Annotated in this window: 19 protein-coding genes and 1 pseudogene; 8 read left to right on the top strand and 12 right to left on the bottom strand. The window is 48.9% G+C overall.

All coding sequences use genetic code 11. From position 1 onward, the window contains the following. Window positions 1-104: 104 nt before the first annotated feature. Together DUW71_RS10965 and DUW71_RS10960 are read left to right on the top strand one after the other, a co-directional pair. Window positions 105-2,228: pseudogene (locus DUW71_RS10965) on the top strand (AAA family ATPase); the annotation flags it as partial. Between the two features lie 113 nt (window positions 2,229-2,341). Next, window positions 2,342-2,590, top strand: a complete 249-nt coding sequence (locus tag DUW71_RS10960; protein ID WP_119395306.1) for a hypothetical protein — start codon at window positions 2,342-2,344, stop codon at window positions 2,588-2,590. A 358-nt stretch (window positions 2,591-2,948) separates the two neighbouring features. Here DUW71_RS10960 and DUW71_RS10955 read toward each other — a convergent pair whose 3' ends face one another. The 6 genes from DUW71_RS10955 to DUW71_RS10930 all read right to left on the bottom strand — a co-directional run bounded on the left by DUW71_RS10955 (window position 2,949) and on the right by DUW71_RS10930 (window position 8,960). Further along, entirely contained in the window at window positions 2,949-3,881 is a 933-nt protein-coding gene (locus DUW71_RS10955; protein WP_233546104.1) for a patatin-like phospholipase family protein, read from the bottom strand. Window positions 3,882-4,219: 338 nt separating this feature from the next. Next, window positions 4,220-5,419: an organoarsenical effux MFS transporter ArsJ gene (gene arsJ / locus DUW71_RS10950; RefSeq protein ID WP_119395305.1), complete on the bottom strand. Its 1,200-nt coding sequence runs from the start codon at window positions 5,417-5,419 to the stop codon at window positions 4,220-4,222. A 299-nt stretch (window positions 5,420-5,718) separates the two neighbouring features. After that, entirely contained in the window at window positions 5,719-6,714 is a 996-nt protein-coding gene (locus DUW71_RS10945; protein WP_119395304.1) for an ArsJ-associated glyceraldehyde-3-phosphate dehydrogenase, read from the bottom strand. Window positions 6,715-6,723: 9 nt separating this feature from the next. Further along, a complete protein-coding gene (locus DUW71_RS10940) occupies window positions 6,724-7,251 on the bottom strand; it encodes a phosphatase domain-containing putative toxin (protein WP_119395303.1) in 528 nt (175 codons plus the stop codon). Then, window positions 7,248-8,273 (bottom strand): ACR3 family arsenite efflux transporter, encoded by a 1,026-nt coding sequence (gene arsB / locus DUW71_RS10935; RefSeq protein WP_119395302.1) that lies wholly within the window; start codon window positions 8,271-8,273, stop codon window positions 7,248-7,250. Before arsB ends, DUW71_RS10940 begins: the two co-directional genes overlap by 4 nt. Before the next feature lie 363 nt (window positions 8,274-8,636). Next, a complete protein-coding gene (locus DUW71_RS10930; RefSeq protein WP_119395301.1) occupies window positions 8,637-8,960 on the bottom strand; it encodes a metalloregulator ArsR/SmtB family transcription factor in 324 nt (107 codons plus the stop codon). A gap of 166 nt (window positions 8,961-9,126) precedes the next feature. Between DUW71_RS10930 and DUW71_RS10925 the strand changes: the two genes are divergently transcribed. The 4 genes from DUW71_RS10925 to DUW71_RS10910 are packed head-to-tail and all read left to right on the top strand — an operon-like array spanning window position 9,127 to window position 12,308. After that, complete coding sequence (locus DUW71_RS10925) at window positions 9,127-9,933, top strand: ATP-binding cassette domain-containing protein (RefSeq protein ID WP_158584010.1); 807 nt, start codon at window positions 9,127-9,129, stop codon at window positions 9,931-9,933. After that, on the top strand, window positions 9,930-10,610 hold the full coding sequence (locus tag DUW71_RS10920; RefSeq protein WP_119395299.1) for an ABC transporter permease: 681 nt from the start codon (window positions 9,930-9,932) through the stop codon (window positions 10,608-10,610). Before DUW71_RS10925 ends, DUW71_RS10920 begins: the two co-directional genes overlap by 4 nt. Beyond that, on the top strand, window positions 10,598-11,698 hold the full coding sequence (locus DUW71_RS10915; protein ID WP_119395298.1) for a histidine kinase: 1,101 nt from the start codon (window positions 10,598-10,600) through the stop codon (window positions 11,696-11,698). The genes DUW71_RS10920 and DUW71_RS10915 overlap by 13 nt, the downstream gene beginning before the upstream one ends. 10 nt (window positions 11,699-11,708) lie before the next feature. Next, on the top strand, window positions 11,709-12,308 hold the full coding sequence (locus DUW71_RS10910; protein ID WP_119395297.1) for a response regulator transcription factor: 600 nt from the start codon (window positions 11,709-11,711) through the stop codon (window positions 12,306-12,308). Window positions 12,309-12,422: 114 nt separating this feature from the next. On the opposite strand, the gene DUW71_RS10905 is transcribed toward DUW71_RS10910, so the two are convergent. Beyond that, the gene (locus tag DUW71_RS10905) at window positions 12,423-13,604 is read right to left on the bottom strand and encodes a sugar efflux transporter (protein WP_119395296.1); all 1,182 of its coding nucleotides are present in this window, start codon (window positions 13,602-13,604) and stop codon (window positions 12,423-12,425) included. A gap of 241 nt (window positions 13,605-13,845) precedes the next feature. On the opposite strand from DUW71_RS10905, the gene DUW71_RS10900 reads away from it, so the two are divergent. Continuing rightward, on the top strand, window positions 13,846-15,519 hold the full coding sequence (locus DUW71_RS10900; RefSeq protein ID WP_158584008.1) for a methyl-accepting chemotaxis protein: 1,674 nt from the start codon (window positions 13,846-13,848) through the stop codon (window positions 15,517-15,519). A 42-nt stretch (window positions 15,520-15,561) separates the two neighbouring features. Then, the gene (locus DUW71_RS10895; protein ID WP_119395294.1) at window positions 15,562-16,422 is read left to right on the top strand and encodes an AraC family transcriptional regulator; all 861 of its coding nucleotides are present in this window, start codon (window positions 15,562-15,564) and stop codon (window positions 16,420-16,422) included. Window positions 16,423-16,696: 274 nt separating this feature from the next. Here the strand turns inward: DUW71_RS10895 and DUW71_RS10890 are convergent, their stop codons facing one another. The 5 genes from DUW71_RS10890 to DUW71_RS10865 all read right to left on the bottom strand — a co-directional run bounded on the left by DUW71_RS10890 (window position 16,697) and on the right by DUW71_RS10865 (window position 25,557). Beyond that, a complete protein-coding gene (locus DUW71_RS10890; protein WP_119395293.1) occupies window positions 16,697-18,976 on the bottom strand; it encodes a glycoside hydrolase family 18 protein in 2,280 nt (759 codons plus the stop codon). Window positions 18,977-19,260: 284 nt separating this feature from the next. Further along, the gene (locus DUW71_RS10885) at window positions 19,261-21,597 is read right to left on the bottom strand and encodes a glycosyl hydrolase family 18 protein (RefSeq protein ID WP_119395292.1); all 2,337 of its coding nucleotides are present in this window, start codon (window positions 21,595-21,597) and stop codon (window positions 19,261-19,263) included. Between the two features lie 250 nt (window positions 21,598-21,847). Continuing rightward, a complete protein-coding gene (locus DUW71_RS10880) occupies window positions 21,848-24,265 on the bottom strand; it encodes a glycosyl hydrolase family 18 protein (protein ID WP_158584006.1) in 2,418 nt (805 codons plus the stop codon). 183 nt (window positions 24,266-24,448) lie between these two features. Further along, complete coding sequence (locus tag DUW71_RS10870; RefSeq protein ID WP_119395289.1) at window positions 24,449-25,255, bottom strand: S1/P1 nuclease; 807 nt, start codon at window positions 25,253-25,255, stop codon at window positions 24,449-24,451. After that, window positions 25,228-25,557: a DUF3392 family protein gene (locus tag DUW71_RS10865; RefSeq protein ID WP_119395288.1), complete on the bottom strand. Its 330-nt coding sequence runs from the start codon at window positions 25,555-25,557 to the stop codon at window positions 25,228-25,230. The genes DUW71_RS10870 and DUW71_RS10865 overlap by 28 nt, the downstream gene beginning before the upstream one ends. Window positions 25,558-25,621: the final 64 nt, after the last annotated feature.

Below are 25,621 nucleotides of genomic sequence, written 5' to 3'. Positions count from 1 at the left end.
CCTGAAAGGTGGTCGGGTAATGCGGCAGTCTTCGTACCAGACAACGAAGTTCACTTGAACCCTGATCGAAAAGTAGCAACTGATTAAAATTTAAGCGTGAAAACTATGTTGACAGATTCCGCGACGGCAGCACCGCAATTACACATTCTAATATCGCTCAATCTAGCCTAAACGTATACACCTTCAATCAAGACTTCATTGACGAAAATATTTCATGGAATAGCGTTGTCAAAAGTATTTTACTTGTCGACAAAGCCAAAATTGAAGAGCGCAAAAAGCTTGAAGAGTTGAAGAAAGCGCAAAAAACCGATTCCGAAGCGTATAGCAAAGAAGCGTCAGAAATAAAGAACCTGGAAGGCGCCATTTCAAAATTTGGAACTGATAGCGCTCGTCGCTTGAAAATGAGCCTCCAATCTATTGATACGTCCGATAGCCATTATCTTAATTATAATAGAAGAAAGTTTGAATCCGTTATCACCTCAAACCTTCAAGCAACGAAAACAGAAGCCCCGCTTCTTGATGAAGAGAAAATTGTCGAACTAACCAATGCGGCTAAACCAGATCAAAAGAACCCTATCAGTTTCACTAAACAGAGCATAAGTCATGAGACTTTTGCCAAGGCGAAAGATCGCCTTGATGATCTTTTAAACACCAGTGTGGTGAGCAAAACTATTCAACGGCTTGTTGAGCATGGAGATATAAAGTCTTGGGTGGAGACCGGCCTTTCTCTTCACAAGCGTCACGATACAAACCAATGTGAATTTTGCGGTAACACCATCACTAAAGAGCGGATTAAACGGCTTGAGGCCCATTTCAATCATGATTACAAAGCCTTCCAAGAGCGGCTTGTAAAAGCTGATAGCTGGCTTTCAGGTCAATACATACAAGCTCCAATGCTTCCAGCGGCAAGTGACTTTTACGAAGAACTTAAAAAGAAATACAGTGAAGCCTGTGCAGATTTGGAAAAAGCTATTATAGACCTGAACGAAGAAATATCAGCTTGGCACACTGCTCTGAAGAAAAAGACTGAAAATCCGCTTGAAACAGGTCATTCAGTAGAGGCTATCAAAGAATCGTCCATACAATCTTTCAATGATGCCATGGCCGCTATTAGTGCAACGGTTGAAAAACACAATCACAAATCAGCCAACTTTAAAGAAGAAACAGACAAAGCCAAGAAACAGCTTGAGCTTCATTATGTCACCACTGAAGTCAAGGGTTTTGGTTACCACGACAAGAAAATTGAGGTTGCTAAACGCGCAGCCGAAAACAATGATTTAAAAAGCGCGATAAATAATAGAAATACCGAAATTCGAACTCTTGAGGAGTCTCTGTCAAATGAAAGTTTGGGGGCCGATCAGTTTAACGAATCGCTTCACAAGTTTCTTGGTCGTAGCGAAATAACTCTTAATTTTAATCCGGCAAAAAAGGGTTATGAAATACTTCGAAATGATACTGATCTGGTGGAAGGGAATCTGAGTGAAGGTGAGAAAACTGCCATTGCGTTCGTTTACTTTATAACCAAGCTAAAAGAAAACGACAACAAAATGGAGAACACTATTGTTGTGGTCGATGATCCAGTATCAAGCTTTGATTCAAATCACCTGTTCCATGCATATTCGTTCCTTAGAAATAATTGTGATAAAGCAAAGCAGTTATTTGTATTTACACACAACTTCACCTACTTCAAATTAATTAGAGATTGGTTCGAAGGGGTAAACCGTAATAGGAGAAGAAAACATCCACCTAAAGAACCAAATGCGTTCTTTTATACCATTGAGGCGTCAACAGCAATTCCCCGTCATTCGACATTCAAAGACGCTGATCCCAGCTTAGTGAACTACAATTCAGAATACCATTACATTTTTTCAAAGCTCTATGCATACAGAAATAGCCCAGAATTATCACGGGATGAGGCATTCTTGACGGCTAATCTTGCGAGGAAATTGCTTGAATCTTTCTTTAGCTTCAAGTTTCCAAAGTATAGAAGTGATATTTCCCAGTTAATGGATCGTGGCCTGAAGGGTTGCGAAGTTACGGATGAGGCGACAAAGGAAAAGATTTACCGATTCATAAATAAATATTCTCACAGTATTGTTATTGAGATTAATGAGGAATCTTCGGAAAACCTTGTTGGTGAAAGTCGAAATGTGATTGGTGATATTTTTGCTTGGCTTCAAGAAGTCGATGAGGTTCATTACAATGAAATGCTTGAAGTTGTGCAATGATTTGTGACTAAGCGTATAACAACGCCAGGCACGGCGAAGTCTTTTTCGTTGCGGCTTCGCCTCCACTACAAAGCCTCGCATGCTAGCGGGCGTTATATACACACGGAGGTTCAGTGAATTTATCAGCAGCGTCAAACACTGAAATTCCCGCATACGAGTTACTCATAGAGCTAGGTTACCAAGTTGAAAAACTTAATTCAGGTGAACCTAACGAGCTTTGGGTTGCAACAGCGAACGGTAATAAATTTTCAGCTAGCGGGTTAGTAGAACTTTTAGGAGTGGTAACGCTAGCTGAATGTAAAGGAGAAAATTGGCAAGCATCTGATGAGCAAATAGATACTTTTCTATCTAACTTTAGTTAGAGGTATATATAACAAGCCAATAAAGTGCGGGACTGCTAAAGCTTGGCTCGGTTCCGCTTCGCTACACAAGTTTAGCCAAGCATTTATCAGCCCCTTATTGGGGCGTCAGACAATCGAAGTATCAGCATGGAGGTAATTAACCCAATTAATGCAACTCTTGCGGTAGTCATTTCACTCGTTACTTTGGTTAGTGGCCGTAAGAACTAGCTAAGATTGATTGAGCTTGAAGCATTTCATGTACAACTCAGTCGCAAGCAGTAACTGTTAACATAGTTTACGAGGCAATGTTAAACGGCCGTGTCACGATATTGACCGTTCAAGTAGCCTGCTCCATTACCAAACAATCCACAAGGGTTACTCAGCTAGCTGCTTCGATTGGGTTTGCGCTTTGAGTGGCTGAGTTATTTGGCTTGTGACCAATGCTAATTGGCTGCCAAACTTTCAGTGCATTAAGCCCTGCCACAACGCCTTGCTGGTAGCCTTCTTCTAAGATGGCGCGGTCTGTGGTTAAGCGCTCTACTTTAAAACTTTGCGGTGGCACTACAACGCGCACGGTGCAATCAGCCGGTGGGTTTTCAATAAAATCTAGCGCTTTGTTGTAGCGCTCGGCACGAGATGCCAGAGCATCCAGCATAATAGGGAAGTCTTCGACTAAGGGTTTAATTAATTTAGGTAGTTTAGGCTCGTATTTTCGGTAGCCAAGCGGCTTAGACAGCACAACGGTGATATCTCGTGCGCCCTGTTCGTAGGCCCAAATCACCGGAATCGAGTCGGCGACACCACCGTCGGTCATTGGTTCATCGGCCACCCTTGGTTGATCACGAAACGCCAGTGGCAATGCACAAGAAGCTGGAAATATCTCGTGCATATTGTCTTCGGATACAGGGAAATAGCGCGCTTGGCCATCACGTAAGCTGGTGGTGACAACATACAGCTTTGTGCTGCCGGCAAAATAATGCGCTAGGTTGAGCTCTACTTCATCGTAGCTTGCATGCCAAAGCCATGACACATCGGTGAAATGACCACCACGAATGAAGCGCCGCCAATCAATAAAATTATCTGAAGTGGCATAGTCGCAAATAATAGTTTTACTGCGACCATGGTTGCCCGCCAAATACCCCAGCAAGTTGGTCGACCCTGCCGAAACGCCAACGGTAAAATCAAAGGGTTGGAAGTCTTGTTCAATCCACGCATCCAGCACGCCAGCAGCAAAAATGCCGCGCATTGCGCCACCTTCGACGACTAAGGCGTTTTTACCATTTGAGTTGCTTGCCTGACTATTTTTACCCACGTGCCACCTCCATGATTAGTAACTCGCTTTGTACGCGAGCTAACTGAACGAGATGTGAAAAACCGGCGATTATGTCGTTAAGTTCAGCAAACGCTTAAATATCTAGACGATAAATGTCTGGGTGAAATAAATGACTGTCACAACTAGTTATTGCTTAGACACGACTTAGTTCTATAAGGGCTGGGTCATTCGTTGAGTCTAACGAATAAAGAATGGAATGTCTTAGAAGAAAAGCATTGTGCGTCCTTGCACTGGGCGTCCCTGCGCCGCTACTTTGCCTTAGATGAGCTGCCTTGCCTTGGCTAACTTGGATCATATTAAAGCATCTAAACTTGGAACTAGTTTTCACTTTGTGACGAACGGTTGATAAATGTGTGATCTGGTAGAAATACGGAGATGAACGCAGTTAACACTAGAAAAGCGGTCGATACGAATAGACAAGCGGCCAATCCGTAGGCTTGAAATATCCAGCCCGACAGCAGGGTGCCAATCAAACGTCCCATGGCATTGGCCATGTAATAGAAGCCTACGTCCAACGATACGCCATCTTCATCGGCGTAATGCACAATTAAAAAGCTGTGCAGCGACGAGTTAATGGCAAACACGCCACCAAATACCAATAAGCCGGCAATCAGGGTAGCAGGGGTTAATACTAGGCCAATGGCGGCAGGAATTAGCGCCAAAATACTGGCCCACAGCAGCGCTGAGCGAGCGGTGATTTTACCGGTAAGTTTTGGCGCAATGCCTTGCACTAAACCATAGGCAATGACCCAGGTGGCCATAAAACCGCCCACCTGCCACGAGCTCCAATCTAGCGTGGCTGCTAAGTACACGGGTAATGCCACAACAAACCACACATCGCGGGCGCCAAACAAAAACATCCGCGCGGCCGAAAGAATATTAATGGCTGGGCTTTTCGAGAATATCTGCGAAAACTTAGGCTTGGCTTTGGCTTTGCCTAGGTCTTTTTTTAGCATAATAAGGCTAAATACCCAGATTAGCGCCAGCACTAATGCCATTGCCCACATGGCGCCTTGAAAGCCCAGGGTGACTAACAGCAAACCACCAAGGAAAAAGCCAACGCCTTTGAGGGCATTCTTAGAGCCCGTTAGTGCGGCCACCCACTTATACAAGGCCCCCTCGCCTTTAATGAGCAACTTAATTGAGCTTTTGGCACTCATTTTATTTAAGTCTTTGGCAATGCCAGAGAGCGCTTGTGCGGCCATCACCCAGGGTACGGTGAGCATGCTGGATGGCAACACCAACATCATTAGCGCTACCACTTGCAGCGCTAGGCCGATGTTCATGGTTCTATTTAAGCCGATCCGAGCACCTAGCCAGCCGCCCACTAGATTCGTCACCACACCAAAAAACTCGTAGAACAAGAACAACATGGCGATTTCTAGTGGGCTATAACCAAGCTGGTTAAAATGCAGTACCACCAGCATGCGCAAGGCACCGTCGGTTAGGGTAAACGCCCAATAGTTGCCGGTTACTAGCATGTATTGGCGCATTTGTGGCGAGAGATTTGTGAGCATGGTGACTCCGATTCGTCTTTACGTCACACCCGAGTGTTTTTATCGGGTGTCTAGTTACAGGGTTTAGCCAAGTGACTAGACTCCCGCCTGCGCGGGAGTGACGGTGTACCGCATGTCACACCCGAGTGTTTTTTTCGGGTGTCTAGTTACAAGGTTTAGCCAAGTGACTAGACTCCCGCCTGCGCGGGAGTGACGGTGTACCGCATGTCACACCCGAGTGTTTTTATCGGGTGTCTAGTTACAGGGTTTAGCCAAGTGGCTAGACTCCCGCCTACGCGGGAGTGACGGTTTAGCCGTGTTTAAATAGACTCACCAACAAGCTTCATTAGCTCGGCGGTGCGGTTGGCGTAGCCCCATTCGTTGTCGTACCAGATGTACATTTTCAGCTGGGTGCCATCTACCACCATGGTAGACGGGGCATCAACAATGCCCGAGCGTGGGTCGGTGCGGTAGTCAATCGACACCAATGGGCGTTCTTCGTAACCTAAAATGCCTTTTAGTTCGCCTTCTGCCGCTTCTTTCATTAACGCGTTAACGGCTTCTGCGGTGGTAGGGTTAGGCAGCTCGAATACGCAGTCGGTTAGTGAAGCGTTAGTGAGGGGTACGCGCACGGCGTGGCCATTAATTTTGCCTTTCAGTTCAGGGAAAATTTGCGTAATCGCTTTGGCTGAGCCGGTAGTGGTTGGGATTAGGCTGCTGCCACACGCACGAGCGCGGCGCAGGTCTTTGTGTGGCGCATCAATGATGGTTTGGGTGTTGGTGATGTCGTGAATGGTGGTCATTGAAGCATGCACAATGCCAAGCTTTTCATAAATCACTTTGACTACGGGCGCCATGCAGTTCGTGGTGCACGAGGCAGCGGTAACGATGTTTTGCTCGCCGGTGTACAGGTGGTGGTTCACGCCCATTACAATGTTTAGCACGCCATCATCTTTCACCGGTGCCGTGACCACTACTTTTTTCACGCCTTGGCGAATGTACTCGTCTAGCAGCGCTTTTTCTTTCATCACGCCCGAGGCTTCAATGACCACATCACAGTCCGACCAGTCGGTCGCGCCAATGGTGTCGTTTTGGCTGCATTGAATGCGCTGGCCATTCACCACCATCACCTCACCTTCAGTGCTGGCTTCGTGCTGGAATTTGCCGTGCACTGAATCGAAGGTGAGCAAGTGTGCCAAAGTAGCGGCATCGCCTTGCTTGTCGTTAATGCGAACGAACTCAACACCAGGCCAATCAAAGGCAGCACGCATCACTAAGCGGCCAATACGGCCAAAACCGTTGATCCCAACTTTCATTTCAACACCTCAATATTTTTCAGGGTAACCAGGAAAATGTTCTTGAATACAGGCAATTTGCACGGGAAGGCGCAGCGCATTCGGTCGCAGCGCTTGAATACGCTCGGTCACATGCATTTCACTGAGTTCTAGCATGATCAAAGCGGCAATCATGCCGGTACGCCCAGAGCCGCCTTTGCAGTGAATCGCCACTGTGCCACCACGTGCCACAACCGATAAAATTGCCACGCGATTGGCTAACCAAGCTTGGTGAAACGCTGGTTTTGGTGCCGCGTCATCTGGCGCTGGCAAATGAAACCAACGCATTGCGTGTTGCTCGCACAACTCAGGAATGGCCGTGGCGTTAAGCTTTTGCAGCTCATCATCAGGATTCGCTGACACCACCGCATTGACCCCCAACTCGGCGAGCTGAGCAAAGGTGTCCGCCAAGCTAACCCCCTTGGTACCCGGGCAAGGCATAAACACCAGTTTGCCTGGTGCATCTAAGTTCAAAATATCATAAGGGTGGTGCGCTACAGCGCTGTTTGCAGAAGTCATAACGATTGCTCGTGCGAGGTGAACCAATGCCCGGTTTTATTAACAAACCAAACAATACTTAACATAACCGGCACTTCGACCAACACGCCCACCACGGTGGCCAGTGCAGCACCTGAGCCTAAGCCAAATAGCGAGATGGCCACGGCAACCGCCAGCTCAAAGAAATTAGAGGTGCCAATCATGCAGGCCGGTGCAGCAATGTTGTGCGGCAGCTTGATAAACTTGGCGATGGCATAGGCGATGGCAAAGATGCCATAGGTTTGAATCATTAACGGAATGGCGATCATCACCACTGCTAGTGGTTTGGCCAAAATCGACTCGGCTTGCAAACCAAATAACAAACAAACGGTGGCGATTAGCCCAAGAATCGACCAAGGCTTGGCCGTGTGCAGAAACTGCTGAATCTTGCTTTCATCAGCCAGCTTTCGGCGCACCCAGATGCCTGCCAGCAGCGGCAATAACACATAAAGAATGACCGAAATTAACAGTGTCGACCATGGCACCTGAATATCGGTAATGCCCAGCAGTAGTGCGGCAATTGGGGCGAAGGCAAAGATCATAATGACATCGTTGACCGACACCTGCAGCAAGGTGTAGTTGGCATCACCCTTGGTCAGCTGACTCCAAATAAATACCATAGCGGTACAAGGAGCAACGCCCAATAAAATCATCCCGGCGATGTATTCGTTGGCTGTTTGTGGGTCCACCCAGCCAGCAAAAAACACCTTAAAAAATAACCAGCCGAGTGCGGCCATGGTGAAGGGCTTAATCAGCCAATTAATCACGAGCGTGAGCGCTAAGCCTTTAGGCTTCTTGCCCGCATCTTTAATGGCTGAAAAGTCGACCTGCACCATCATTGGAAAGATCATTAACCAGATCAGCACCCCAATCAGCAAGTTAACATTGGCTACCTCTAGGCTTGCTACCAACTCGAATACGTTGGGAAATAGGCTACCCAGAGCAACCCCTATAACAATGGCTGCCGCCACCCAGACGGTTAAAAATCGTTCAAAAATTCCCATATTTACCTTGTTAATTTATTCAGGGTCAAAACCAGTCATTCCCGCGCAGGCGGGAATCTAGCTGCCATTCCTATCCAGCACCAAGCAACAAACTAGACGCCCGATAAAAGCACTCGGGCGTGACGGCTGCTCTTTGACTAACCAGTCATTCCCGCGCAGGCGGGAATCTAGCTGCCATTCCTATCCAGCACCTAGCAACAAACTAGACGCCCGATAAAAGCACTCGGGCGTGACGGCTGCTCTTTGACTAACCAGTCATTCCCGCGCAGGCGGGAATCTAGCTGCCATTCCTATCCAGCACCTAGCAACAAACTAGACGCCCGATAAAAGCACTCGGGCGTGACGGCCATTGGGTTTCCAAGCTCAACAACACGGCCGGTCTTGCATGTTGCCCAGCCGCTGATTGCATTCGGTTAGGTCCACTGCCTTGGCAGCCTGCTCGATAATCTGCTGGTAATCATCGCTGAGCTCATCGGCTAAACGATAAAACACCCACTGCCCGCGGCGACGGTCTTGCAATAAGCCAGATTGGCGCAACTGCGCTAAATGGCGCGAGATTTTGGGCTGACTAATAGCCAACGCTTCGGTTAACTCGCATACACATAGTTCCTGATGCTGCTTGATTAACAGCACTGAATGCAGGCGAGTGTCATCCGACAATAATTTAAAAAGCTGAGCTAGGGGCACCTGAGGTCCTCAAAAACATCTTATATATATGCTAATCCATATATGCCGATCTATGCACGTGAAACATTTATGACACCTGTCATCGCAACTCATGACAGCTGCATCTAATGGCACTTTGCCAAAGCAAGCACAATGCAAACTAAGCCAAAAGAAGGAGGCCATTAGCATGTTAGAAGCCAAGAATATTTCGGTCACGCTCGGTGGGGCGGCAGTGCTCAAGCACATTAGCTTTACCCTTAGCAGCGGTAGCAGAACTGTGCTGCTCGGTGAAAACGGTGCTGGCAAAACAACCCTGCTGCGCACGCTTGCCGGTATGCAGCCACCCAGTGATGGGGTGATTACCAGCCAAGCGCGTATTGCGGTGTTAGGGCAAAGTGTTGGTTTTCCCAAAGGGCTAACCGTGCAGGAGGTATTGCACCTTGTTCACCAACTCGCACTTCAGCCACGACCACTCGACTGGCTGATCAACACCTGCCAGCTCGATGATTTTCTTAAACATAAAGTGGATGGGCTCTCTGGCGGCCAGCATCGCCGTTTGGCCATTGCGTTAAGCCTGGTGGAAAGCTGCGATCTGCTACTGCTTGATGAGCCAAGCAATGCACTGGACTACGACAGCAAAGTTCGCCTGCAACAAGGTTTAGCCGAACTGAGTTGCGCCATTGTGCTGTGCACCCATGATATCGACGAAGCTCAGCAACTTGGCGAGCAGTTATTAGTGTTGGAACAAGGCGAACTGGTATTCCATGGCGCCAAACAACAAATGTTTGAGCAGCTAAAACGCTTTACCGTGCAAGCCAGCACCTCACTTGCGCACCCAGCCGTTGCCCAAGGCCAATTAAATTTATTAACCAATACGCCAGAGCAAGATGTGCGCTGGTTGCTTAACCAAGACCAAAACCTAGCTAATTTGCGTGTGCGCGAAATTAGCCTCAATGAAGCCATTAGTCAGTTTAAACAAGGAGTTGCCGCATGAATGCCCTAATTAAAGAGAGCTTTTTGGAAAGCCTGCGCCTATTTCGCTTAAGCGAAGCCAGCATACCAACCTTGCTGATGCCCTTGCTGTTTTATTGGGTAAGCTTGGGGTTATTTAACCTAATGGATTACCGCATGCTAATGGCCATTGTAATCATTGCTTCAATGACGCCTGGTGCCTTTAGTGGCGCTATTTATGTAGCCAATGAGCGTCAGTCTGGCTGGCTCAATCTAAGGTGGCAGTTTGGCAAATTGAACTGGTGGCTAAGCAAGCAGGTTGCCTTGGCTATCACGGCTTTAGTTGCGAGCACCTTGGTCATTCTGCTGGCCACGTTAACCGGGCAGGTAGTGATTAGCTGGCAGCAAGTTGTACAGTTGTTGCTGCTAAGCCTGTTAACCAGTGTTGTGTTTGCTTCGCTAGGCATCGCCATGGGTATGCTATTAAGTGAAAGCGGTGCGATTGCCGTGGTAAACGTGATATTTTTTCCACTAGTTATTGTTTCTGGCATTACTGTGCCACTAAGCAGCCTGCCGAGTTGGCTAGCGCAAGCAGCGCCTTGGTTGCCACCTATGCAGCTGCTACAACTGAGTAATGGTGAACCAACACTTGGCCTTATCACCACTGCGGTAGGCTGCGCATTATTAACGATAGGGAGTTTTCGTCTGTGCCGTTATTAAGTGGGTTAACACAACAGGGCCAGCGCCTACACCAATGGCTGCTAGGCCCTAATAACCAGTACGACTGGCTGCCTTACCTTTGGCTGAGCTATATGGCGGTGTACTTTGCACCGCTGTTTATTTACCCCATGCCCACTTGGCAACGAACCCTGTTAATCATTGCCGGAATTCTGGTACTCGCGCTGTATTTTGCTAGCCAGCGCCTTGCCAATGCCTGGCTTGTGGCCGCTATGCTAGGCATTGGCACAGCCGTGTGTTTTATTTACGCCGGTGGTGTTGTGCTCATGTTTTATGGCGCTAGCATGGCCGCTTTTGTCACCCACAAACGCCATAGTTATTATTTGTTTGGCCTCTATAGTTTATGCGCAGCCGTAGTAACGGCTATGGTGAGCTTGCCGCCGTTTGTGCTGTTTGTACTGTGGACAGCCTTGCTGTGGGGTATTGGCAACCTAGTGCATCGGCGCAATGACTTAAAAAACCTAAGCCTAAAACTCTCGCAAGCCGAGGCGCAAGCCATTGCTCGCCTGCAAGAAAGAGAACGCATTCGTGGCGACATTCATGACTTGCTAGGGCAAAGCCTGACGACGATTTCGCTTAATATGCAGGTGCTGGCACGCGCCGAACTCGATGCGGCCAGTAAGCAGCAACTTATTCAACAAACCGACCAACTTGCCAAACAATGCCTGCAAGATGCCCGCAATACGCTGCACAATAACTACCAAGCAAGCATTGAAGAAGTCCTCGCGAGCAGCCGCATTGCCTGCCTAGCGCGTGGCATTGAACTTAGGGTAAGCGGTCAGTTTGATGACCTTAGCGAAAAGCAAAGCCATGCCTTGGCACAAGCGCTGCGTGAATCGATTACCAACAGCATTAAACATAGCCAAGCCAGCCAGATTATTGTGCAGCTTCGCCGCCATAAACAGATCGAGCTTCGCATCGCCGACAACGGGGGCGGCCATCCCGCACAGCTTGGTACTGGGCTGACTGGTTTAAAAGCTCGCATAGAGCAACTAGGTGGCGTGGTAGAGTTCAGCCAAGGTTGGACCACCCTAATATGTATGCCTGTTAATGAGGCTGGCGATCTGTGAGGAAAGCAAGATGAAAGTTGTGCTCGTGGAAGACCAACAGCTAGTGCAAAGCGCCATGGCTATATTGCTAAATTTGGAGCCGGATATTGAATTAGTCGGTACGGCGAGTGGTGGTTTAGCCGCCCAAGAGGTGATTACCCAACAGCAACCAGACATAGTAGTGAGCGATATTGAAATGCCAGACGGTGATGGGTTAACGCTCGCGCAATGGCTTAGCCAGCACCACCCGACCATTAAAGTGATGATACTGACCACCTTTGCCAAACCCGGTTATTTGCAGAAGGCGTTAAGTAGTGGCGTGCAAGGCTACTTACTGAAAGACACACCAGCCGATCAAATTGCCGAAAAACTTAGGGTAATTATGCAAGGTGCTCAGGTGATTGACCCTCAGCTCACTAGGCAAGCCATGCAGTTTCACTCTCCACTAAGCGAGCGCGAAACCCAGGTACTGGCGCTTGCAGCCGAGGGACTTACAGCAAAACAAGCCAGTGAACGCATGCACGTTGCCTATGGCACGGCACGTAATTATTTAAGCGAAGCCATGCAAAAGCTTGGCTGCGATAATCGCCAGCAAGCCATTGAAAAAGCCCGCTCGCTGGGGATTATTTAGCGATAACGGGAACGCCGATCGCTCAAAATCTGGAGTAGGTTTTACAAACCGAAGGTTTGGGAAACATTGAGCATTAGCGATACACGTTGCCCGGCGCTAAAAGCGCCGTGCAACCTACGATTGTGCTGCCGGTTGCGTCTGGCTGTTTGGTTTCACCATGAGCAGCAACACTAAGGCCAAGGCTATCAATAGGGTGCAGACCCAAAATACCGACTCGTAGCCAAAGTAGTTGGCTACCAAGCCAGCATTGAAGCTGCCAATTAACATTGCAGCAGTTTGGGCATTGCTAAACAAGGTGGTCGCCAAACCAAGCGCGTGCTTCATTAGGTCTTGCATAAAACTTATCCCTAGGCTTGCCGTAATGCCAACAAAGATGCCGTTTAATAACTGCAAAGCAATCAGCGCGGCAATGCTATCCACCTGAGTGAGGCCAAAATAGAAGCCACCACCAGCAATCACACCAATAATCAGCAATGGCCGGCTGCCAAACTTCACCGACAAGGCACCAATGGCAATCATCACCGGCACTTCCACAAACGCAGCAATGCCCATTAAATTACCTACCCATTGGTCGCTTACCTCTAATACTTTGGTTAAGTACAAGGGCATATTGAGTGAGTACATGTTTAGAGCGCTAAACATCGCTAACGTTGCCAATAAAAACAGTAAGGCTGGGCGTGTAAGCTGCCAGCTTTTCATGTTTGGTCCACGATTGTCTTCGTGATGCTGTGCCGCATATTCTGGTAGCAATAGCGTGATGGCGACCACCACTAAAGACGTCACGGCAGCAATCGCCAAGGCGCCATTAAAGCCAAATTGAGCCTTGGTCATAAACGCTAACGGCGGCCCAACCACCCAAGCCACGGCAATGCCGGCGCGCATAAAAGCAATAAAGGTGCTGCCCTTTTCTTTATCTAACTTTTCATCAGCGTAAGTACGCCCTAAGGTAAATAGCTGTGGCAGTGCGCAGGTAGACACACTCAAAAACGCGATACCCGCCACCAAAGCCAACCAATAATCACGGGTAAAAATAAGCGTAAGCGCCAGCAAGGTAAAACCAACTTGCCCAGCAATGACCAACGGGCGCCTAGCCATGCCCTTGTCTGAGCGATGACCTAAGTAGGTTGATACCAGCACACCGGAGCCTAAAACAATGGCCATGTAGATGCCCATGGCCAATGGCGACGCACCAAGTTCATCCACCAAATACAAGCTAATCAGCGGATGAAAGAATGCAAACGCCAGCCCAGCAAAGGTTGTTGAAAGCATAAAAAGAATAGAGTGCTTGTTGAACATAGATCACCTGCAATAAAGCCAACATTTAGAGCAGCCAACTGAGCTAGTCAGAACGCTTCATATCGACGCATTTTAGGCGCTTAGCGAACGTTAAAGTGGTGAGCAACGACCATATAGCGGTACTAATCAACCAATTTTGAAAAAATATTTGGCTGATATTAATCAGAAATCAATGCAGGAAAAAAATTTCTCTAAATGCAACTAAACTATTACCAGCTCGTCACAAACTTGGATAATGATTATGTTCAAATCACTTCGTGCTCAGATCTTGTTGCTTGCTCTTGTGCCCTTCTTAGTTGTTGCAATTAGTTCTCAGTTTTTGCAAGCGCGCGCGTTCAACGAACTAAATTCATTTGTTCAAGGCGTATCTGAAGAGATCATCATCAGTATTGAAAAGCGCCGCCTACTAACTGTTATGGAATCAGTTGAGGGAATGATATCGCCATTCTTAGCTGGCGATATGCCCGGTGGTGAAGAAGCTGCGCTGAACTTACTGCGCAATTATATTTACGATGATGGTGATGGCTATGTGTTTGGGTATCGCAGTGATGGTACCCGGGTTCTGCAAGGCAATACTTCTGCTGGTTTAGGAGATAACTTTTTCGACCTGCAAGATACTAACGACAAGTACTTGATTCGCGAGCTGATCAAGGCTGGGCAAGCAGGCGGCGGCTATGTGACCTATTTTTTCCCCAAGCCTGGCGAACAAGAGTCTTCAGAAAAGTATAGTTACGCCATTTTCATCGACGAGTGGGACTTAATGTTGGGTTCGGGGTTTTATCTTGAGAGCATTGAACCGCTAACGTCTCGCATTGATAATCTTGTACAACAAGAGAAAACGAAACAACTACGCAACAACATTTTAGTTACGCTGCTCATCTCAATCATTATTGCGATAGTTGCCTGGTTTTCTGTTGCCCGCGTGTATGGCGCACTGCAGCAGCTTCGCAATGCCATTGTTGAACTCGCACGTGGAGAGGGTGACTTAACTCGCAATCTTCCATTGCGCGGCATCACGGTACTAGACGACATAGCCAGTGCTTTTAACCAGTTCCTAGCAGCGCTGGCAAAAGATGTAAAACGACTTAAGCACTCCAGCCAGCAATTAACCGCTATGGCAGCAACAGCGGTAAGCAAGCAAAGCGGTCTTAAAACAGAGGCTCAATCTCAACAGGCCGCCACGGGCAAGCTAAGCAGTGCCATTGAACAAATGCAGTCAACCGCTTTGGAAATTGCTAACACGGCGCGCTCCACCAATTTAGTCGCTAACGAGAGTGCTGAGCAAGTTCAGTTGGTAATAGAGCAAGTGACGAAGTCTCGCAAGGAGCTCGACTCACTTAGTGGTATTTTACAAAATGTTGAAAGTGCTTCGAATGAGTTAAGCGGCAATGTCGATAAAATTGTTAGCGCGCTAGAGCTGATACAGTCTATTTCTGAGCAAACCAACTTATTGGCACTCAATGCTGCCATTGAGGCGGCACGGGCTGGCGAGCAAGGCAGAGGGTTTGCCGTTGTGGCTGATGAGGTGCGCAATTTAGCTCAGCGCTCCCAAGAAAGCACAGAAGAAATCTCGCAAGTTCTACAAAACTTGCGCGCCAGCGCGAGTAAAACCCTAGCGGAAATTAATACTTCGGCAAATGCTCGCGAAAGTGTTACTCAAGCGATGATTGAAATTAGCAGCCTCGTCAATACTGCTACTGCAGGGATACAACAACTACACAGCATGAACAACGACGTTGATGAAACCGCCATGGCACAATCACAAACAGCCCAAACACTTGCTGCAACCGTACAGGAAGTAGATGACGCTGCCCAAGCACTGACCATAGCTACCCATGAAACGACTGATCAGTTCGCAGAAGTGAATCGATTATCAGAAGAAGTGGTTAAGGTGGCAGATAAATTCAAGGTATAGCAATGATAGAATAGTGGCATTATTCGCAAGCGAGACGGCATTATGAAGCCTTTTATCGAGCGTGTGTCGCGGGACCAAAGTTTAAATTGGTTAGTAAAACAGTTTCACTGCCGTGAGAGTCACTTTGAATGGCACTACCATTTAGAATACGAGTTAGTGCTCACCCTTGGCAGCGAGGGTAAGTGGTTTGTGGGGGGCTACACTGGCGATTTTGAGCATGGCTCGGTGATGATGGCAGCGCCTCATTTGCCGCATACAAGTATTATCTCTCGCCTACTCAGTAGCGAACAGCCTACCACTTATATTCTTTGGTTTAGCCATCAGTGGGTAAGCAATATTATTCAAGCCATGCCTGAGCTATCTGACTTGCACGAAGTGCTCACCGAGAGTGGCAAAGGGTTGGGCTTCGACCCAGAAGTAGGCCTGGCACTGGCCGAGCCATTTGCCGCCATTGACCAGTGCCAAAACGATGGTCAACGCCTTATTCATGTGCTGCAGATATTACAGATTTTGGCACAAGCCAAGCAGCGCCATACTTTCAATAAAGTCAGCGTTTGCCCGCCTAACGAAGAAGATGGCTCAAAAGCGAGCAAGATCACCCGCTTTGTTGAAGCTAACTACGATCATCCGATCACGATTGCCGATGTTGCTCACTACCTAAATACCAGTGAAAGCTCGGTGCGGCGTTTGTTTCAAAAGCACTTTAACGAATCTTTTAGTGAGCACATTAAGCAATATCGCATTGGCAAAGCGTGTGAGCTGCTTATTAACACAGAGCAACCCATCGCCATGATTGCCGAGCGAACTGGCTTTCATAACTTGTCGAACTTTAACCGCCAATTCGCCCAAGTTAAGCAGCAAACCCCTCGCGAGTTTCGCCGCTTGTATGAGCAGCGGGCATAAACACTTGTCCGCACGGTAGCCTTGCTCCTGCACACCTTCCTGTCCGTACCATGGCCTTGCTCCTGCACACCTTCCTGTCCGTACCATGGCCTTGCTCCTGCGCACCTTCCTGTCCGCAAGCATCCGCTGCGCGTATGACTTACGGACCTACAAACGTACACTAGTAGGTCCGTAAATAATGGCGAAGCCATTTTTGCGGACAATCATTGAATCAAACAAAAAAGGGGTAGCAATGCTACCCCTTGGCTCTCTCGAATAAAAACACACCAGGCGTTTACTCTAGGCGGTTACCTAAAGATTCGTTCATCATGTTCAATAGCTCACCGTTATCGGCGTCTACTTCCCACATAAACAAACCACCTAGGCCATTGGCTTTCACCCATTCACCTTTATCGCGTACGGTATCGACTGAGTCGAACGATACAAAGCGACCATTGCTAGGGTTATACAACCAGGCTGCGCCAAACTCTGGTTCGTAGTGGTATTGGTAGCCATTAGCACCTTGTGTTGGGCCACTCATCCACTCTTGGCGAGCATAAGCGTAGTCCACAATACCGTCTTCCCAAGGCGCAATATTACCTGCTTGAATGCCAGGGCCAGCGTATGGGATACGCAAACCTTCAGCGCCACGCCAGCCTGCTGCACCCTCTACTGCTTTACCAACTGAAGCACGGGCACCATTGCCATCATCTGGCACACCATCCCAACCACGACCGTAAGCGGCAACGCCAATGCTTGCCTTGTTCGCCGGGAAGCCAGCGTTAATGGCGGTCATAACTGTGCCAATGGCATTCCAGTCTTGTTTCTTCTCAGTGGTGCCATCCAGATAGGTTAGCTCTGGGCCTTGTGGGTAAGACAGAGGCGTTTGGTGCCCTACAACATTACTCCACGCGCCTGCGTAATCGTAGGTCATGAAGTTAATGCCATCGAAGTACTTGCCAAGCTCTGCCCACTCTAAGCCTTGCAGGCGACGAGGGTCTGGCGATACGGCAGCATGTAGCTCGAATGGTTTACCAAACTTAGCTTCTAGACCATCAAGCATGGTGCGTAGGTCTTTTGCCAGCAGAGTAAAGTTAGCAAGGTCTTTCTTACGCTCTGGGTCTTGGCAAGCAGCTAGGTTATCAACATAACAGCCTTTGTCTGGATCGTTGCCACCGGCACCAGGGAACTCCCAGTCGAGGTCAACGCCGTCAAATGTTGTAACGTACTCAGTTAAGAAGCGCTCTACGGAGTCAACAAAGATGGCACGGTTGCCGGCATTGTTGATCATGTCGAAGAATGGACGCGAGAGTGTCCAACCACCAACGGATGGTAAAATCTTCAGCTGTGGGTGCGCCACTTTGGCACGAGTCATTTCTGCTAGTAGGCCAGCGAACTCACCCGGTGCTAGGCCGTCGCCATTTGGATAACGGTCTGTTGGGTGGAAGCCTTTTTGCGCTAACGGTAGCTCGTCATAGGTGTTGATTTCAAAGTCGCGCTGCGCCCAGCCGTCGTTCGCTGCACCTTGGTTCAATGACGTTGAGTTATCACCGCGCACCGTTAGGAAGGCGTAGTACATGTGGGTCATGGAAGCGAGTGGTGCGTCTTCTAATAAGAAGTCACGACCATACACACCCCATTCTACAAAGTAAGCACCAACTTGCTTGCCCGATGACGTGTCGTAGTCTTTCCACATACGCTTCATTGGATGTGGCCAGCCAGAGGTATCTAGAATACGACCAGAGGTGTCGTAGGCAACACCCACACACCAATCATCGGCAATTGGGCCAAGGTCTTTCCAAGGGTTCTGCCAATCAGGTTGGGTAATGCCAATCTTAGGTGTACTGCCGCGCACCCAGCCAGATGATTCAAACTGGTGACCGTTGTAGATGACTAAGTCACCACCAACATACTGACGGCGTGGGTCGTAAGTATTGTCAGTAGGGCAAACACCAGGCTGTGAGCTCACAATTGGCGTTGGGGTTGGCACTTCTGTGATGATGCCTGATATAACCGGCGTGATGGTAGGCGTTGGTGTGTTGGTTGGTGTAACCACCGGTGTTGGCGTAGATGTAGGTGTAACGGTTGGCGTTGGATTGCTATCGCCACAAGGCACTGATGTCCAGAACCAGCCTTCACGTGGTGTTTCCCAAGGTCCTGGGCTGTTTTTCGCTTCCCAGCAAGCACCAGCGTAGCTATAAATGCTGCCATTGGTTGCACGCGTAACACCAGGCACAAACTCAGGGTAGTTGCCTGGATTGCCTACCGGAGTTGGTGTAACAGTCGGTGTAGCACTTGGCATACCTGTGATGACAGGTGTAGGCGTGACCACATTGTCGCCAACCAGCACCCAAGCATCCGTCCAAGCGAAACCAACACCTGGTTCATAAGCACCTAACCCACACCACCCTTCAAACGGGAACGGCTTGCACTCGTAGATGTTGTCGATATTGCTGACTTGATCGCCGCCTTTATAAGTTTGTCCTTGCTGCCAAGCAGGCGCGGCATATGCAGCTGATGCAACCGTGACCGTCGCAATTGCTGCCGATACAGCTTTAATTGAGCTGAACTTCATTAACTACCTCCAGATTATTGTTGTTGTCCTCGATACAACAGAGGTACTTTCAAGGTAGACCTAGTGAAATGAAAAGCCGTAACGATCTTGAGGGTATTTGTGATACAAATCACAGGTTATGTTAATTCTATAATCATTAGATTTATTCGAAAAACGTTCGAATTAGCACATTGGAGAACGATCCCATTTACTGAAAAGAAAAAAGGCGAGTTTGTTAAAACTCGCCTTTTGACTAGCGCTGCACCTCCGTGTGCAGCCGCTTCTCTCGAAGCAGTGAACGATAATTACTCTAGGTTATTACCCAAAGATTCGTTCATTACGTTCAGTAGCTCACCGTTGTCGGCGTCGATTTCCCACATGAACAAGCCACCTAGGCCGTTCTGGCGAACGTAGTCACCTTTCGCTTTTACCGACTCAACAGAGTCGAACGATACTAGCTGACCGTTGCTTGGGTTGTATAGCCACGCCGCGCCGTATTCTGGCTCGTAGTGGTATTCCCAACCGTTCTTACCAGTAGTTGGACCACTCATCCACTCTTGGCGAGCGTATGCATAGTCAACGATACCGTCTTCCCATGCAGCTACGTTACCAGCTTGGATGCCAGGACCAGCGTAAGCAATGTTAGGCTCTTTGCTGAATGGACCTTGTGCAACTTCTTTACCGAACGAAGCACGCGCACCGTTACCGTCGTCTGGTACACCTACCCAACCACGGCCGTAAGAACCAACACCGATGCTTACTTTGTCAGCTGGGAAGCCGCCGTCGATTGCTACAGAAATTGTACCAATCGCGTTCCAGTCGTTCTTCTTAACGGTTGTGCCGTCAGTGAACTCTAGCTCAGGACCTTGTGGGAAAGACAATGAAGTCTGGTGACCCACTACATTGCTCCATGCACCCGCGTAGTCGTAGGTCATGAAGTTAATGCCGTCGTAGTAGTTGCCAATCTCAGCCCACTCGATGCCTTCTAGACGACGAGGGTCTGGAGATACTGCTGCGTGCAACTCGAATGGCTTACCGTATTCAGCAGACAATTTGTCTAGCATTTCACGTAGCTCTTTAGAAAGCAGTGTGAAGTTACGGTAGTCACGTGCACGGTCAGCATTCTGACACGCAGCTAGACCTTCAACGTAGCAACCTTTGTCTGGATCGTTACCGCCAGCGCCTGGGAACTCCCAGTCTAGGTCGATACCGTCAAACGTTGTTGCGTAGTCACGTAGGAAGCGCTCTACAGAGTTAACGAACGTTGTACGAGCCGCTTGTGAATCAGCCATTTCGTAGAACGGACGCGATAGTGTCCAACCACCAACAGAAGGAATGATCTTCAGTTGTGGGTGAGCTGCTTTCGCACGTGTCATTTCAGCTAGCAAACCAGCAAACTCGCCTGGAGCAAGGCCGTCGCCGCTTGGGTAACGGTCAGAAGGGTGGAAGCCTTTCTGTGCTAGTGGGAACTCGTCGTAAGTGTTTACTTCGAATTCAACATCAGCCCAACCGTCGTTCGCAGCACCTGCGTTCAAGGCTGTTGAGTTGTCGCCTTTGATTGTTAGGAAGGCGTAGTACATGTGCGTGATTGACGCTAGCGGCGTGTCTTCTAGCAAGAAGTCACGGCCATATACACCCCATTCTACGAAGTAAGCACCTACTTGCTTACCAGAAGCGTTGTCGTAGTCTTTCCACTGACGCTTCAATGGGTGTGGCCAACCAGTCATGTCTAGCTCACGACCAGATGTATCAACAGCAATACCAGCACACCAGTCAGCAGCGATAGGGCCTAGGTCTTTCCAGACATTTTCCCAATCGGTTTGCGTCACGCCTTTAACTGGCGCGTTGCCACGTGTCCAAGCACCAGCTTCGAACTTGTTACCTTGGTAGATAACTGTGTCGCCTGGCTGATAAGCAACACCTGCGTCGAAGCTGTCACCGGTTGGACACCAAACATCACCAGCAACTGGTGGCACAGTTGGTGCAGTGGTTGGTACGGCAGTCGGTGCTACGGTTGGTTCAGCTGTTGGTGCAACAGTCGGCTCTGCCGTTGGAGCAACGGTTGGTTCAGCTGTTGGTGCAACAGTCGGCTCTGCCGTTGGAGCAACGGTTGGCTCAGCTGTTGGCGCAACAGTCGGCTCAGCTGTTGGCGCAGTGCCACATGCTACTTCAGTCCAGAACCAGCCTTCACGAGGTGTTTCCCAAGTGCCTGGGCTGTTCTTAGCTTCCCAGCAAGCACCACCAAATGAGTACACTTGGCCGTTGGTTGCTTTGGTTGTACCAGGAACAAACTCTGGATAGTCACCTACTACTGGAGCAGAAGTTGGTGCTGCAGTTGGCGCTGCAGTTGGTTGAGTTGTTGGTGCTGCGGTTACTACCGGAGTCGGTGTAACAATGACAGAACCATCTACCGCGATCCATGCGTCAGTCCACGCGAAACCAACACCTGGCTCGTACGCAGACAGTCCACACCAACCCTCGTAAGGGAATGGCTTACACTCGTATGTGCCCTGTGCGCTTGTTACTTGGTCACCGGCTTTGTAAGCCGTGCCTTGTTGCCACGCTGGAGCAGCTTGAGCAATTGACGCAACTGATGCAGAAACGATTGCAGCAGTTAACGCTTTCATTGCAGTAGACTTCATTTGACTACCTCATTGTTGTTTTTATTCGAGTTACCCTTTAAGGGTCATACAAAAAATAGACAATCGAACAGGGTGCAATGAAGTTAAATAAGTGAAAGGCGTGACCAACCTCACATTAAGGGCAGGAAAAAGTGTAGGGCGAATCTACATTCTGTAACACATCGTAAGTTGGGATCGTTCTCGTTATTTATTCCCTACAAGAAAGGAATGAATGAGGTTGCAAGTCCATTTGCAACCATCGCGGTAGAACTTACTCTTGGTTGTTACCCAAAGATTCGTTCATCGCGTTCAGTAGTTCACCGGTATCGCCATCGATCGACCACATGAACAAGCCACCTAAGCCATTGTTGCGAACGTAGTTACCTTTGGCAGTAACCGAGTCAACCGAGTCGAAGGTAACAAAACGACCATTCGATGGGTTGTACAACCATGCCGCACCATGCTGTGCATCATAGTGGTACTCGTAACCATTGGCACCAGTTGTTGGGCCGCTCATCCAGTTTTGGCGCGCATAAGCGTAGTCAACGTTACCTGCTTCCCATGCAGCCGTGTTACCAACTTGGATACCACCAAGCGAGTAAGCCACATCTGGTTCAGTTGCCCAAGCTTCAGCGCCGTCAACTGCCTTGCCTAAAGAAGCGCGTGCACCGTTACCATCGTTAGGTACATTATCCCAACCACGACCGTAAGCACCAACACCCATGCTCACTTTGTCAGCAGGGAAGCCACCGTCTAGAGCGATTTGAATCGCGCCAGTTGCGTTCCAGTTGTTGGCTTTGAACTCACCACCACCAACTAAGTCGAAAGTAGGACCCTGTGGGTAAGACAATGATGTTTGATAACCAACTACATTGTTCCAACCACCGGCGTAGTCGTAGGTCATGAAGTTGATGCCATCGTAGTAGTTGCCTAACTCGTTCCACTCAAGACCCATCAACATTTGTGGGCTAGGCGCAACGGCAGCATGCAACTCAAACGGCTTACCGTATTCGCTAGACAAGGCGTCGAGCATTTCACGTAGGCCTTTCGAAAGCAGCGTGAAGTTACGGTAGTCTTTCTTACGTTCTGGGTTCTGACAGTCGGCAAAGTTCTCGATGTAGCAGCCCATATCTGGGTCGTTACCACCATTACCTGGGAACTCCCAGTCTAGGTCGATACCATCAAACGTTGTTGGGTAAGTGCGCAATAAACGCTCTACTGAATCGATAAAGATCTGGCGATTCGTTTCAGTTGAAGCCATTTCGTAGAACGGACGCGACAATGTCCAGCCACCCACTGAAGGAAGAATCTTCAACTGTGGGTGTGCAGCTTTAGCACGCGTCATTTCTGCCAACATACCGGCGAATTCACCTGGCGCTAGGCCATCACCACTTGGGTAACGGTCTGAAGGGTGGAAGCCTTTTTGAGCCAGAGGGAACTCATCATAGGTATTCACTTCAAAATCACGAACAGCAAAACCGTCGTTCGCTGCACCGGCATTCAGTGCCGTTGAGTTATCACCACGAATGGTGAAGAACGCAAAGTACATGTGCGTTAGTGATGCGAGTGGTGTGTCTTCAAGCATGAAGTCACGACCATATACACCCCACTCAACGAAGTAAGCACCTACCGACTTACCAGACGCAGTGTCGTAGTCTTTCCACATACGTTTCATTGGGTGTGGCCAACCTGTCATATCTAGCTCACGGCCAGATGAGTCAACAGCTTTGCCTGCACACCAATCTGAAGCGATTGGGCCTAGATCTTTCCAAACATTTTCCCAGTTAGTTTCGGTTACACCTTTCACTGGCGTATTACCTTTAGTCCACGCGCCTGCTTCGAAGCTGTGGCCGTCATAGATAACCGAGTCACCTGGCTGGTATGCAACCGCAGCATCATAGCTGTCCTCAGTTGGGCACCAAATGCTAGATACAGGCGTTGTTGGCGTAACCGTCACAACAGGCGTTGCAGTAACAACTTGAGTTGGTGTTGCCGTTGGTGTAGCAGTCGCAGTTGGGGTTGCAGTCGCAGTTGGCGTTGCAGTCGCTGTTGGCGTTGCAGTCGCTGTTGGCGTTGCAGTCGCTGTTGGCGTTGCAGTCGCTGTTGGCGTTGCAGTCGCTGTTGGTGTAGCCGTTACAACCTGTGTTGGCGTTGCAGTGACTACTGGCGTTGGTGACGTTGTCGCACATGCAACTTCAGTCCAGAACCAGCCTTCACGCGGCGTTTCCCAAATACCTGGGTTGTTTTTCGCTTCCCAGCAGCTACCACCGTAGCTATATACTTGGCCATTCGTTGCTTTGGTAACACCTGGCTCAAATGCTTCATACTCTCCAACAACTGGTGTTGCTGTTGGCGTAGCCGTCACAACGGTTGTTGGTGTAGCGGTTGGCGTTGCGGTTACAACAGCGGTTGGTGTCGCTGTTACAACAGGTGTTGGCGTGGCGGTTGTGCCGTCTACCTTAATCCATGCGTCGGTCCATGCGAAACCAACACCTGGCTCATAGGCTGACAAGCCACACCAGCCTTCATAAGGGAAAGGCTTGCACTCGTAGGTGCCATTAGCATTGTTTACTTGGTCACCGCCGGAATAGGCTGCGCCTTGTTCCCATGCAGTGGCAGCGTAAGACACTGACGCAACTGATGCTGAGATCACCGCGGCAGAAAGCGCTTTTATTGCAGTCGACTTCATTTGACTACCTCTAATATTGTTATTGTTTGCTAGCCTGCTTCAGACTGTTTAAATATTAGCCTTTTAGGTAGCTTTGATTTGAGGTAACTGAATAGTAATGTGATGCACGTCTTATCTAACGCCATTTGGTAACGTTTTCATGTGACGCAAATCTCAATTCAATAAAAATCTTGTCACAAAAAACTAATCTTGAGAGGTCGTAGTGGGGGCGACAAGCTGGTTGATTGATTCGGCAATACGCATGGCTGCTAGGCTCACTTGGCGCTGCCACAAATCTTCGTAACGACCGGCAATAGCCGGCCATTTAGCATTGAGAGAGGGTAAATACACCTGCTCTATCGCAAGTGTGCGTGACTCCGCTAACCAGTCTGTGGCTTGCATGCCAGCAAATTCCGGCAGGTCACTAGGGGCACGCCAGTTGGCCGACAGCAGCTGCCAGTCACCACCAGCTTGCTGATACAGTCCTTGCTCCCAAATCCACCTTAAGTTTACGTCGGACTCAGCGGCCGGAATAACCACTAACCGTCCACCTTCATCAACTACAAAACCAGCATTTAATGGTTGATGCAGCCGTGCGGTCAGCACTACAAAAAAAAGCAAAGCACGCTGGTGCTCGGCTTTGCTACGTGATGCATCCTCAAGCACTCGGTACGAAGACAACACACCAGCTACTAAGCAATCACGGTTTGCACAATGACTTTGTGGGTCAAAAGCCTCATCACTTTTGGGCATTAGGTTTAGGTCTAATGCCCGCTCCCAGCGTGCACTAGGATCAATACGTCGTTGATAAAACTGCTGATCTAGGTTGAGCCACTGCAGCGCCGGTGGCTGGCCAACTAAGGGTTCCACAAAAGCCAGCGCTTCGGGTGTGAGTTGCTTGTAAGCGAGCGACTGAATGAGCTTGTGTGTGCCTTCTTGCCACGCAAAAGCTGCTGAAGTTATCCAGAGCAGAGCAACGAGCACTATCGACTGTTTTTTTCCGCTAACCATCCAATCACCAAGAAGCCAAGCACTATAACCAAGCCTAGCCAAAGTGATGGAATCATCAATAGTCCTTGGCGTAGCAAGTCGGCAAAAAAGATCAATAGCAAGCCATAGCCCACCGCGCAAAGCAGAATAAACACCAGTGTGCGCAGCAAAAAGTGAGCATCTTTAACAAAGCTAAACACAGCTCGGTTGATACGGTTACCAAAAATTACTAGTAACGAAGCAATGGCCGCATAAACAATGGTAGTGAGGTGGGGGCGCAACCAGCCAGTGAGTTGGTATAAGAAGTCTTGTATTAGGTCCATGCCAGTTCACTCAAGAATTTTGCTGCCAACCTTATGCCAAATCGAGCTAGAACTAAAGCGCACA

This window comes from Salinibius halmophilus, from assembly GCF_003577475.1.
Classification (GTDB): Bacteria; Pseudomonadota; Gammaproteobacteria; order Pseudomonadales; family Natronospirillaceae; genus Salinibius; species Salinibius halmophilus.
The sequence above is the reverse complement of the archived record's forward strand: the minus strand, read 5'-3'. Positions and strand labels throughout refer to the sequence as shown.

What these genes read in the sequence shown, in the direction of transcription:
- arsJ (WP_119395305.1), bottom strand. Translation starts at nt 5,419, where the DNA reads ATGCTCACAAATCTCTCGCCACAAATGCGCCAATACATGCTAGTAACC.
- DUW71_RS10945 (WP_119395304.1), bottom strand. Translation starts at nt 6,714, where the DNA reads ATGAAAGTTGGGATCAACGGTTTTGGCCGTATTGGCCGCTTAGTGATG.
- DUW71_RS10940 (WP_119395303.1), bottom strand. Translation starts at nt 7,251, where the DNA reads ATGACTTCTGCAAACAGCGCTGTAGCGCACCACCCTTATGATATTTTG.
- arsB (WP_119395302.1), bottom strand. Translation starts at nt 8,273, where the DNA reads ATGGGAATTTTTGAACGATTTTTAACCGTCTGGGTGGCGGCAGCCATT.
- DUW71_RS10925 (WP_158584010.1), top strand. Translation starts at nt 9,127, where the DNA reads ATGTTAGAAGCCAAGAATATTTCGGTCACGCTCGGTGGGGCGGCAGTG.
- DUW71_RS10920 (WP_119395299.1), top strand. Translation starts at nt 9,930, where the DNA reads ATGAATGCCCTAATTAAAGAGAGCTTTTTGGAAAGCCTGCGCCTATTT.
- DUW71_RS10910 (WP_119395297.1), top strand. Translation starts at nt 11,709, where the DNA reads ATGAAAGTTGTGCTCGTGGAAGACCAACAGCTAGTGCAAAGCGCCATG.
- DUW71_RS10905 (WP_119395296.1), bottom strand. Translation starts at nt 13,604, where the DNA reads ATGTTCAACAAGCACTCTATTCTTTTTATGCTTTCAACAACCTTTGCT.
- DUW71_RS10900 (WP_158584008.1), top strand. Translation starts at nt 13,846, where the DNA reads ATGTTCAAATCACTTCGTGCTCAGATCTTGTTGCTTGCTCTTGTGCCC.
- DUW71_RS10895 (WP_119395294.1), top strand. Translation starts at nt 15,562, where the DNA reads ATGAAGCCTTTTATCGAGCGTGTGTCGCGGGACCAAAGTTTAAATTGG.
- DUW71_RS10890 (WP_119395293.1), bottom strand. Translation starts at nt 18,976, where the DNA reads ATGAAGTTCAGCTCAATTAAAGCTGTATCGGCAGCAATTGCGACGGTC.
- DUW71_RS10885 (WP_119395292.1), bottom strand. Translation starts at nt 21,597, where the DNA reads ATGAAGTCTACTGCAATGAAAGCGTTAACTGCTGCAATCGTTTCTGCA.
- DUW71_RS10880 (WP_158584006.1), bottom strand. Translation starts at nt 24,265, where the DNA reads ATGAAGTCGACTGCAATAAAAGCGCTTTCTGCCGCGGTGATCTCAGCA.
- DUW71_RS10870 (WP_119395289.1), bottom strand. Translation starts at nt 25,255, where the DNA reads ATGGTTAGCGGAAAAAAACAGTCGATAGTGCTCGTTGCTCTGCTCTGG.
- DUW71_RS10865 (WP_119395288.1), bottom strand. Translation starts at nt 25,557, where the DNA reads ATGGACCTAATACAAGACTTCTTATACCAACTCACTGGCTGGTTGCGC.